At 67.4% G+C, this 10,679-nt stretch carries 11 protein-coding genes; 6 read left to right on the forward strand and 5 right to left on the reverse strand.

Annotation, left to right across the window (positions count from 1 at the left end; all coding sequences use genetic code 11):
* Positions 1–59: 59 nt before the first annotated feature.
* Positions 60–545: a Holliday junction resolvase RuvX gene (ruvX, locus tag CSC94_RS05480; RefSeq protein ID WP_099304605.1), complete on the forward strand. Its 486-nt coding sequence runs from the start codon at positions 60–62 to the stop codon at positions 543–545.
* On the opposite strand, the gene CSC94_RS05485 is transcribed toward ruvX, so the two are convergent.
* Together CSC94_RS05485 and CSC94_RS05490 are read right to left on the reverse strand one after the other, a co-directional pair.
* Entirely contained in the window at positions 530–895 is a 366-nt protein-coding gene (locus CSC94_RS05485; RefSeq protein ID WP_099304608.1) for a DUF6105 family protein, read from the reverse strand. The genes ruvX and CSC94_RS05485 overlap by 16 nt on opposite strands.
* Positions 895–1,425 (reverse strand): hypothetical protein, encoded by a 531-nt coding sequence (locus tag CSC94_RS05490; protein ID WP_099304613.1) that lies wholly within the window; start codon positions 1,423–1,425, stop codon positions 895–897. The genes CSC94_RS05485 and CSC94_RS05490 overlap by 1 nt, the downstream gene beginning before the upstream one ends.
* A gap of 140 nt (positions 1,426–1,565) precedes the next feature.
* On the opposite strand from CSC94_RS05490, the gene CSC94_RS05495 reads away from it, so the two are divergent.
* Positions 1,566–2,501, forward strand: a complete 936-nt coding sequence (locus CSC94_RS05495; protein ID WP_099304616.1) for an AEC family transporter — start codon at positions 1,566–1,568, stop codon at positions 2,499–2,501.
* On the opposite strand, the gene CSC94_RS05500 is transcribed toward CSC94_RS05495, so the two are convergent.
* Together CSC94_RS05500 and CSC94_RS05505 are read right to left on the reverse strand one after the other, a co-directional pair.
* Entirely contained in the window at positions 2,502–4,133 is a 1,632-nt protein-coding gene (locus tag CSC94_RS05500) for an acyl-CoA dehydrogenase family protein (RefSeq protein WP_099304618.1), read from the reverse strand.
* Between the two features lie 142 nt (positions 4,134–4,275).
* Positions 4,276–5,535, reverse strand: a complete 1,260-nt coding sequence (locus CSC94_RS05505) for a M24 family metallopeptidase (protein ID WP_099304620.1) — start codon at positions 5,533–5,535, stop codon at positions 4,276–4,278.
* A gap of 204 nt (positions 5,536–5,739) precedes the next feature.
* On the opposite strand from CSC94_RS05505, the gene CSC94_RS05510 reads away from it, so the two are divergent.
* From CSC94_RS05510 to dprA, 4 genes are read left to right on the forward strand one after another with little or no spacing between them, the layout of a single operon-like run.
* Entirely contained in the window at positions 5,740–6,702 is a 963-nt protein-coding gene (locus CSC94_RS05510) for an aspartate carbamoyltransferase catalytic subunit (protein ID WP_099304622.1), read from the forward strand.
* Entirely contained in the window at positions 6,699–7,991 is a 1,293-nt protein-coding gene (locus tag CSC94_RS05515) for a dihydroorotase (protein ID WP_099304624.1), read from the forward strand. The genes CSC94_RS05510 and CSC94_RS05515 overlap by 4 nt, the downstream gene beginning before the upstream one ends.
* Before the next feature lie 36 nt (positions 7,992–8,027).
* Positions 8,028–8,642, forward strand: coding sequence for a glycerol-3-phosphate 1-O-acyltransferase PlsY (gene plsY / locus CSC94_RS05520; protein ID WP_099304626.1), 615 nt, complete (start codon positions 8,028–8,030; stop codon positions 8,640–8,642).
* Positions 8,642–9,778 (forward strand): DNA-processing protein DprA, encoded by a 1,137-nt coding sequence (gene dprA / locus CSC94_RS05525; protein WP_099304628.1) that lies wholly within the window; start codon positions 8,642–8,644, stop codon positions 9,776–9,778. Before plsY ends, dprA begins: the two co-directional genes overlap by 1 nt.
* 413 nt (positions 9,779–10,191) lie before the next feature.
* Here the strand turns inward: dprA and CSC94_RS05530 are convergent, their stop codons facing one another.
* On the reverse strand, positions 10,192–10,407 hold the full coding sequence (locus CSC94_RS05530) for a hypothetical protein (RefSeq protein WP_099304630.1): 216 nt from the start codon (positions 10,405–10,407) through the stop codon (positions 10,192–10,194).
* Positions 10,408–10,679 lie beyond the last annotated feature (272 nt).

A 10,679-nucleotide genomic window follows, 5' to 3' on the forward strand; every position in this document is an offset into this window, starting at 1 on the left:
CTTTTGATTTCACGGGAGAATAGAACCACGTCATGTGAAATCAATGCGGAGCCGGTGCGATGACGGTCATGACCATCGAGGAACTCGCCGAAAGCCTGCCGCAGGGCGCCACCGTCGCCGGCCTCGACCTCGGTACCAAGACCATCGGCCTTGCCGTTTCCGACCGGTCGCTCGCCTTCGCCAACCCGCGTCCGGTCATCGAGCGCAAGAAATTCAAGATCGACGCGGAAAAGCTGCTCGCCGCGGCGCAACGCGACGCCGTGCAGGCCTTCGTCATCGGCCTGCCGGTCAACATGGACGGCAGCAACGGTCCGCGCGTCCAGGCGACGCGGGCCTTCGTGCGCAACATGGAACAGCTGACCGAGATGCCTTTCGTCTACTGGGACGAGCGGCTGTCGACCGTGGCGGCGGAACGGGCATTGCTGGAAATGGACGTGTCGCGGAAGAAGCGGGAAACGCGCATCGATTCGGCGGCGGCGGCCTTCATCCTGCAAGGCGCGCTGGACCGCCTCCACGCCTTGTCAGGCGATCACTCGGCCGGGTGAAGCGTCGCCGCAGGGCGTTCCCCGGCGGCCTGCGTCTCGGCCATGGACGCGGCGGCAGCGGCGAGCATGGCGCGGGCCTTGCGGTCAACCCACCAGGCACGGATCAGCTTGCGGCGACGATAGGCATAGAGCGCCGCGATAAACAGCGAATCGAAGGCCAGGGCCTCCAGAATCAGCAGCGGGATCTTGTCCGGCGCAACGCCGAGCATCTCGCCGTAAAGCTCGAACACGGCGTCATGCAGCGCACGCGAGAGGAAGATCGTGCCGAAGTTCATGTCGTTGAGCGACAGGAAGTACCAGACGCCGAAAAGACCGATCGGGGCGGCCCAGAGGATGAGGATATAGCGCATCAGGATGGCCGCTCCCCTGGCTGTCCCCGCCCGCCAAGATGGGGCAGGACCGAATAGTGGGCGGCGTCGAGCGCCATACGCTGGATCACCTGGTTTTCCGTCCTGGCCTGCCGCGCCGCGAGGCGCGCCTTCTCGGCTTCGGCGGCAAAGAGGCAGGCCGACAGGGCCGCGATCTGCAGCACGGCGGCCTGGACCAGCGCTCCGGCACTGATGCCGGCAAAGACCAGCAGGCTGCTGGCGGCCAGCAGGATGGCGCCGGCATAGGCGACCTGGAGAACGGTCCCCGATTCGTCGCGCTCGGCATCGTCTTCCAGAAGCAGCGCGGCAAAGGCCCAGAGGAAGCCGGCCGCGACGGCGCCGGTGGCGACCGCGAAACCGAAGGTTCCGAACCGGCCAAGCGCCAGGCCCGCGTCCGCCGGAACGAAAGGCACCATCATCGCGCCCTGCCCCACGCCGAGGATCGACATGGCGGAGAGGACGTAGAACGTCATCCAGAAGAAACAGGTGGCGATGGCGAACAGGCGCGGCATGGGGGCTCCCTTGATCGCCTCGACAGTGAACGCCTGAAGGTTAACGCGCAATGGAAACCATTCGTTAAGGTTAACGGCGCGGCGGCAGCCGGTGGAAAAAGACGATTGCCGCCCCTTCCAAAGGCAGACATAACGGCATCATGATCGCCACATTCGAAAGCCTTTTGCCCATCTTCCTGCTCATCATTGCCGGAAACCTGCTGCGCCGGTCTCCGTTGATCGACCAGGAGGCTTGGACCGGGCTGGAGCAGATCGGCTTCTGGTTTCTCTACCCTGCCCTGCTGTTTGCCTCGATCCTGAAGGCCGATTTCTCGCGGCTGGCGCTCGGACCGCTGATCTTCTCCCTCGTCGCCGCGCTGACCATCGCCATGGTCGCCGTGCTGGCGCTGTGGCCGGTCTTCCGCTCGTCCGGCCTGATCGATCGCGGCGAATTCTCGACCGTCTACCAGACGGCGCTGCGCTGGAACGGGTTCATGGCGCTCGCCATCGCGCAGAAGCTCTTTCCGCCGGAAGGTGTTGCCGTCGTGGCCCTGTCGATGGCCGCCATCGTCATTCCGATCAATCTCGTCAGCGTGCTGGTGGTCACGCGGTTCGGCGATTCGTCGGCGGACTGGGGCACGATCGGCCGGCGCATGGCCACCAATCCGCTGGTCCTGTCGGCGACCGCGGGGCTGCTCGCCCGCTTCATCCCGGGCGGCCTGTACGGGCCGCTGGACGTCACACTCGACCTCGTCGCCCGGGCAGCGCTCGGCATGGGCCTCATCGCCATCGGCGCCGGTCTCAGGCCGAGCGACATGTTCAGCGCGCGGCCGGCGCTATGGATCCCGGTCGCCATCAAGCTGGTCGCCTACCCGGCCCTGCTGGTCGGCACCGGCGTGCTGATCGGTGTCGAGGGACAAAGCCTGATGTGGCTGGCGCTTTGCGGCAGCGTGCCGACGGCGATGAACGGCTACCTGCTGGCCAAGCAGCTCGGCGGCGACGCGCCGCTCTATGCGGCGACCGTGACCATGCAGACGGCGGTCTCGTTCTTTTCGATCCCGGCGGTGCTGGCCGTCGCCGGATCCCTGGCGGGATGATCAATCGGAGCCGGGATAGAGCGAATCGATGACGACGGACGCGTCGTGGCGGGCATCGAGCATGCCGTAGGTGGCGCGCCACTGGCCGCCGAGGCGGGTATCGATGAAGGCATCTGCGACCCGTCCGGCCCCGATGCGCCGCAGTTCCGCGGCGGCGGCGGCCAGCGCGAGCTGCTCGGTGAGGATGCGGGCCGATCCCTCGTCCGTGGCCGCCACCTGCATGGCAGCGCGCAGGACGTCGATCGTTCCCCGCCCGGCGGCGCCGAGGTCGGCCTCCAGCCCGGAAATCACCCGTTCGAAGAGTGCCGGGCCGCGCTTCAGCACGCGCAGCACGTCCAGCGCCATGACGTTGCCGGAGCCTTCCCAGATCGCATTGACCGGGGCCTCGCGATAGTAGCGGGCCAGGTTCCAGTCCTCGACGTAGCCGTTGCCGCCAAGGCACTCCATGGCCTCGTAGATGACCGGCGGGGCGATCTTGCAGACCCAGTACTTGACGACGGGGGTCATGGCGCGGGCAAAGGCGGCCTCGCGCTCGTCCTGCGCCGCAAGGTCGAAGGCGCGGGCCAGCCGCATGGACAGGGCGACGGCCGCCGCCACGTCCAGCGCCAGGTCGGCCAGGACACGGGCCATCAGCGGCTGATCGGCCAGCGCGGTGCCAAAGACCTTGCGATGGCGCGCGTGGTGCACGGCTTCGGCGAGCGCGGCGCGCATGAGCGCGGACGACCCCAGCGCACAGTCGAGACGGGTGAGCGTGACCATGTCCATGATGGTGCGAAGCCCCTCGCCCGGCGCGCCGACGGCCTGGGCGACGGCACCCTCGAACTCCACCTCGGCCGAGCCGTTGGAACGGTTGCCGAGCTTGTCCTTCAGTCGCTGGAAGCGGAAGCCGTTCATCGAGCCGTCGGCAAGCACGCGCGGAGCGAGGAAACAGGTCAGCCCCTCCGGCGCCTGGGCCAGCACCAGGAAGGCATCAGACATGGGCGCGGACATGAACCACTTGTGGCCCGTCAGCCGGTAGAGATCCTTGCCGGCAGGTTCGGCGCGGGTGGTATTGGCGCGAACGTCGGTGCCGCCCTGCTTCTCGGTCATGCCCATGCCAAGCGTGAGCCCGGCCTTGGCCGCCGGCGGCCTGGCGGTGTGGTCATACTTGCGCGATGTGATGCGCGGCGCCCATTCGCGAAACAGGTTGGGGCTCGCCATCAGCGGCGCCAGCGAGGCGCTCGTCATCGTCAGCGGGCACAGGTGCCCCGATTCGAGCTGGCCGATGAGGTAGAAGCGCGCGGCACGCGCCTGGTGGCGGATGCCCTTTTCAGACGGCGTGTTCTCCCAGATCGACGAGTGCAGGCCGGCGCCGACCGAACGGCGCATCAGCGCATGGTAGGCCGGGTGATAGTCGACCTGGTCGACGCGATGGCCCTGGCGGTCATGGGTCTTCAACACCGGCGGGTAATCGTTGGCCAGGCGCGCGGTCTCCTGCGCCTCGCCGGTGAGCACGAAACGGCCAAGCTGGTCGAGGTCGCGGCGGACCTCGTCCGGGAAGGACTCGGTGATCTGGACCAGGAGCGGATCGGACCGCCAGGCATTGCCCCCCGTGAACGGCGGCGTCTGGTTCAGCACCTCATGCGTGGCCACGACCGGCCTCCCTGTTTCTGCCCTGCTGGACCGCGGACTGCGCGAATCCTTCCCCCGTCTTATAAACAGACTGGGCGCGCCGGGCGACAGGTGGCGGGCCGCGGCGGGGAGAAATTCGCGGGCCGGATCGCGGCCCCGACGGTCAGCCGGCCAGCAGGTCTTCCTCGAAGGGAAAGCGCGACAGCAGTTCGATGCCGGTCTGCGTGACCAGAACCTGCTGCTCCAGCTTCACGCCCTGGGTTCCGCCGGCCGCGCCGACATAGCTTTCCACGCACAGCGTCATGCCGGGCTCGATGACGCCGTCATAGCCGGCATCGGGGAAGTCGCCGCGGTGATAGAGATAGGGGTATTCGCCGGTCATGCCACAGCCGTGGGCTGAGAGGTAGTAGCGGTTGGCGTGATATTTCTCCGGAATGTCCCAGGCACGGTAGGCGTAGTCGCGAAAGGTCAGGCCCGGCTTGAGGATGGCCATGTTGTGATGCACCTGCTCGTAGGCCACGCGGTAAAGCTCGCGCTGCTCGGCGGTGGGCCGGCCCGGGCCGGAATGGAAGGTGCGCGAGAAGTCGGAATAGTAGCCATGGCAGCCGACGACGTCGGTGTCGAGCGCGATCAGCTCGTTCTCGCCGATGACATGGTGCGCCGTTTCCTGAAACCACGGGTTGGTCCGCTGGCCGGCGTTGAGAAGCCGGGTCTCGCAGTAATCGCCGTTCTGCTCGATGACCGACTTGTGCAGCACGGACCACAATTGCGTCTCGGTAAGACCGGGGCGGATGGCCTCGCGGAGCTTGCCGACGGCGATCTCCGTGGCGCGCAGCGAGGCGTTGACGCATTTCATCTCCTCGGCGGACTTGATGGCGCGGGCCATTTCGACCGGCTCCTGGGCATCGACGATGCGCAGCCCGCTGTCGCCAAGCGCGATGGCCGTCCCGGCGTTCATGCGCTCCATGCCGAGCGTCGCGCCGCGTCCGCAGAGCTGCGTGACCAGGCCGGCCATTTCATGGGCCCAGGCGCGTTCGCGGGCGGCGATATCCGGTCCGGCGGCAACGAAGCTGGCCGTGCGCGCGGGGCGCACCTCGTCCACGGTCTCGTAGCCGTCAGCGAGGTGTTCGCAGCCGGTGAACTCAAACAGGATCGAACGGTCCGCCGTCAGCAGCAGGTAGCGGGCCGGCCCGTTGCGCTGGCTGAAAATCTGCATGTTGCGCGTGCCGGTGGCGTAGCGGATGTTGACCGGGTCGGACAGGATGACGGCATCGATGCCGCGGCGCGCCATCTCGGCGCGCACCCGGCCCTGCCGGTAGAGGCGCACGGCCTTCAGGTCGATGCCTTCGCTTTCCGGCGCCCGGTCGAGCAACGCGATATCGGAAAGGTCGCTGCGCCCGGCATGCCAGTCGAGTATGGTCATTCGCGTCGTCTCTTCCCGTTGCTGCAGCCTGTTGCCCACACCATGGCCAAGGCGGCGCCCGGTCAATCACCTGTTTGAGACAGGAAGTGGAAGCATTGCGACCCGCTGCCGGGCGCGGACCGGCAAAAAGGCGTTGGTAACCGGTCCGGACCGGCACGCGGCGCTTGCGACCGGGCGATGGCGGCCCTATAGCACCCTTTCAAGATGACCCACGATCCTGACTTCCCCGTTTATCCGCACCGGCACCTGCTCGGCATTGCCGGGCTGACGCCGTTCGACATCGACCTGCTGCTGAACCGCGCCGAGCGGGCGGTGGCGCTGTCGCGCCAGACCGACAAGAAATCGTCGGTGCTGCGCGGGCGCACGCAGATCAACCTCTTCTTCGAGGCTTCGACCCGGACGCAATCGTCCTTCGAACTGGCCGGCAAGCGGCTCGGCGCCGACGTGATGAACATGTCGGTCGCGTCCTCGTCGGTGAAGAAGGGCGAGACGCTGATCGACACGGCGATGACGCTGAACGCCATGCGGCCGGACGCGCTGGTGGTGCGGCACGCATCTGCCGGCGCCGTCGCGCTTCTGGCCCAGAAGGTCGGCTGCGCGGTGGTCAATGCCGGCGACGGCGCGCATGAGCATCCCACCCAGGCCTTGCTCGACGCGCTGACGATCCGCCGTGCCAAGGGCACCATCGGCGGGCTGACCGTGGCGATCTGCGGCGACGTGCTGCATTCCCGCGTGGCCCGCTCCAACATCATCCTGCTCAACGCCATGGGCGCGCACGTGCGGGTCGTGGCGCCCTCGACGCTTCTGCCGTCCGGGATCGGAAAGATGGGGGTGACGCCGTTCCACTCGATGGCGGACGGGCTGAAGGACGCCGATGTCGTGATGATGCTGCGGCTGCAGCGCGAGCGCATGGCCGGCGCCTCGGTGCCGTCGGTGCGCGAGTACTTCCGCTATTTCGGCCTTGACGCGGCCAAGCTGAAACTGGCGAAGCCCGACGCGCTCGTCATGCACCCGGGCCCGATGAACCGGGGCGTGGAAATCGCCTCGGAAGTCGCCGACGGGCCGCAGAGCATGATCCAGGAACAGGTGGAAATGGGCGTGGCGGTGCGCATGGGCGTGCTGGAAGCGCTGCTCGATCCGCGCAAGAACCCGGAGGCGGGCCGATGACCAGCGCAACCGTTCTTTCCGGCGCCCGGATCGTGGACCCGTCACGCGGGATGGATGCCACCGGAACCGTCATCATCCGCGACGGGCGTATCGCTGCGGCCGGACCCGAGGCGCTGAACCAGGGCGTGCCCGAGGGCGCGTCCGTGATCGATTGCGCTGGCAAGACGGTGATCCCGGGCCTCGTCGATGGCCGGGTCTTCGTCGGCGAACCGGGCGGCGAACACCGCGAGACGATCGCCTCGGCCAGCCAGGCCGCGGCGGCCGGCGGCATCACCTCCATCGTCACCATGCCGGACACCGACCCGGTGATCGACGACGTCGCGCTGGTGGAATTCGTGCTGCGGACGGCGCGCGACACGGCCAGCGTCCATGTCCATCCCGCCGCGGCCGTGACCAAGGGCCTGGCCGGCAAGGAAATGACCGAGATCGGCCTGCTCAGCGAAGCCGGCGCGGTGGCCTTCACGGAGGGGCGCCACACGCTGGCCTCGTCGCTGGTGATGCGCCGGGCGCTGACCTACGCGCGCGATTTCGGCGCCGTCATCCTGCACGAGACGCAGGACAAGGATCTCGCCTCGGCCGGCGTCATGAACGAGGGCCTGTTCGCTTCCTGGCTCGGGCTGCCGGGCATTCCGCGCGAGGCCGAGCTGATCCCGCTGGCACGCGACCTGATGCTGGCCCGCCTGACCGGCGGAGCCTACCATGCGGCCAAGATATCGACCAGCCTGTCGGCCGACGCCGTGCGCCTGGCCAAGACCGAGGGCGTGAACGTCACGGCCGGGGTCTCGGTCAACCACCTGTCGCTCAACGAGAACGACATCGGCGAGTACCGGACGTTCTTCCGGCTCTCGCCGCCACTGCGCGACGAAGACGACCGGCGGTCGATGATCGAGGCGGTGCGGGACGGCACGATCGACGTGGTCGTCTCATCCCACGACCCGCAGGACGTGGACACCAAGCGCCTGCCCTTCGCGGACGCCGAAATCGGCGCCGTCGGCCTGGAAACGATGCTGGCGGCCATGCTGCGTCACCACCACAACGGCGACCTGCCGCTGCTGCGAATCATCGAGGTGCTGTCGACCGCCCCGGCGAAGCTTTTCAAGCTGGAAGCGGGCAGCCTCCGGCCCGGCGCGGCGGCCGACCTCGCCATCGTCGATCTTGACGAGCCATGGCTTGTGCGCGAGGCGGATCTGCGCTCCAAATCGAAGAACACCTGCTTCGAGGGGGCGCGCATGCAGGGACGGGTCCTGCAAACAATGGTTGCAGGAAAGACGGTTTTCAAACAAGAATAGGCTGCGGCCCCTGAAGCCGCACCGGAAGGGACGGACATGATCGGGCCATTCGACATCCAGGCAAATGGCGCAGGGCTGCTGCTTGCGCTGGCGCTCGGCTACCTGAGCGGGTCGATCCCGTTCGGACTGATCCTGACGCGCATGGCCGGCCTTGGCGACGTCCGCTCCATCGGGTCGGGCAATATCGGCGCGACGAACGTGCTGCGCACCGGCAACAAGAAGCTCGCCGCGCTGACGCTGCTGGCCGACGCGCTCAAGGGCACGGTGCCGGTCCTGGTGGCCTCGCGGTTCGGGCAGGAATTCGGGCTGTTGGCCGGCTTCGGCGCCTTCCTCGGCCATCTCTACCCCGTCTGGCTGAAATTCAAGGGCGGCAAGGGCGTGGCCACCTATCTCGGCGTCCTGCTCGGGGCAAGCTGGCAGGGCCTGCTGGTCTTCGCGGCCACCTGGCTCGGCATGGCCTTCCTGTTCCGCTATTCCTCGCTTGCCGCGCTGACGGCCGCCGTCGTCGTGCCGGTCGCGCTGTGGCTGCTCGGCCAGACCGGGCCGGCCGTGCTGTTCGCGATCATGAGCGCGATCGTCTACTTCAAGCATCGCCAGAACATCTCCCGGCTTCTCGCTGGCACGGAATCGAAAATCGGTTCGAAGGGCTGATGGACAGCCGGGCCTCGCCATTGCGCCTGAGCGACCGCCAACGCCTGCAATGGCTGCGGCTGATCCGCACGGAGAATGTCGGGCCGGCCACGTTCCGCGACCTGATCAACCGCTACGGATCGGCCAGCGCCGCGCTGGAGGCCCTGCCCGGCCTGGCCGCGCAAGGCGGCGCCAAGCGGCTGCCGCGCATCCCGCATGAAACGGAAATCGAACGGGAGATCGAGGCGGCGCAGAAGGCGGGCGTGACCTTCGCGGCCATTGGCGAAGCCTCCTACCCGGCCATGATGAAGACCATGCCAGCGCCACCGCCGCTGATCAGCCTGCGCGGCGATCCGGCGGTCTTCCGGCTTCCCGCCATCGCCATCGTCGGTGCGCGCAATGCCTCGCTTTCCGGCGTCAAGATGGCGCGCGTCCTGGCCCGCGACCTGTCGATGAAGGGCCAGGCCGTGATCTCGGGCCTGGCGCGCGGGATCGACACGGCGGCCCACGAAGGCGCGCTCGACGGCGGGACGGTAGCCGTTCTCGCCGGGGGCCTCGCGCATCCCTACCCGCCGGAAAACATCCCGCTGATGGAGGCCATCGCGGCCAGCGGCGGCGCGGTCGTGTCGGAAATGCCCTTCGACTGGCAGCCCCGGGCGCAGGACTTCCCGCGCCGCAACCGGCTGATCGCCGGCCTTGCCATGGGCCTTGTCGTCGTGGAAGCGGCCAAGCGCTCCGGTTCGCTGATCTCCGCCCGACTGGCCGGCGAGATGGGGCGCGTGGTCTTCGCCGTCCCTGGTTCGCCGCTCGACCCGCGCGCAGGCGGATCGAACGGGCTGCTCAAGGATGGCGCCGTGCTGGTGACCGACGCCGAGGACATCCTGGCCCACCTGGCGCCCATGGCCGGCGGCCAGCGCGACCTCTTCGCCCCTCCCGACACGCTGGAAGAACAGGAAGACCTGATGCCGGCGCCGCCACCTGGAGACGACGGGCGAACCCGCGTCATCCAGGCTTTGGGCCCCACACCCGTCCACGTGGACGAGGTCATCCGCCACACCGGGCTGAAACCCGCCGAGGTGCAGCTTGTGCTTCTCGAACTCGACCTGGCGGGCCGGCTGGAACGCCATGCCGGCAACCAGGTTTCGATCATCCTTTGATGGTCCGGCTGGCCGCAAGACACGCCGCCGGACCCTCACCCTGTCCCCGTCCGGAGCCATACCGAACCTCGTCGAGGCGCCGCGATGCTCTCTCCTTGTTCCGGTGCGAAACCAGTGTCCACTTTCGCTGGACTTGCTCTTTCCTCCCGCAAGTCCGGACGCGAAACCGGTGTCCACTTTCGCTGGACTTGCTCTTTCCTCCCGCAAGTCCGGACGCGAAACCGGTGTCCACTTTCGCTGGACTTGCTCTTTCCTCCCGCAAGTCCGGACGCGAAACCGGTGTCCACTTTCGCTGGACTTGCTTTTCCCTCCCACAAGTCCGGACGCGAAACCGGTGTCCACTTTCGCTGGACTTGCTTTTCCCTCCCACAAGTCCGGACGCGAAACCGGTGTCCACTTTCGCTGGACTTGCTTTATGCAGACCGGGCGGCCGGCCGCTCCCGGTCGTCGCCGACCTCGAGACGCCGCGGCCGCTTGCCCCGGATGATGTCGGAACATTCGATGTAGGCCATCTCGATGAGGTAGCCGAGCATGTCGCAACGCTCCGCCTGTGCCATCAGCCGCATCTGGCCGAGCATGGCCTGGACGTAGTCGAGCGTGTCGGACCGGTCGTGAAGGTGCTGAGACATGCATTCATTATCCTTCCGGGATCGACCGTGAGGCCGCCGTGCTGCGTTGTTTTCCGCCCGCGCCACCTGCCTGGCGCGAGAGAAATGATAATGCAACCTTTGATATTTTCAACCCCGATTGAATTAATCTAAAAGTTGCATCGACAGGCAGGTGCCAAACGCTTTGTTCGGCCATCGGGCTTGACCTCGACGAAATGCGCAGCCATTTGACGACGCAGTTCCAACCTGCCACAAGGCAGGACTTCGAACGCGGCCAACAGCAGTTTTCCGGG

Source organism: Zhengella mangrovi (assembly GCF_002727065.1).
In the GTDB taxonomy this organism is placed as follows: domain Bacteria; phylum Pseudomonadota; class Alphaproteobacteria; order Rhizobiales; family Rhizobiaceae; genus Zhengella; species Zhengella mangrovi.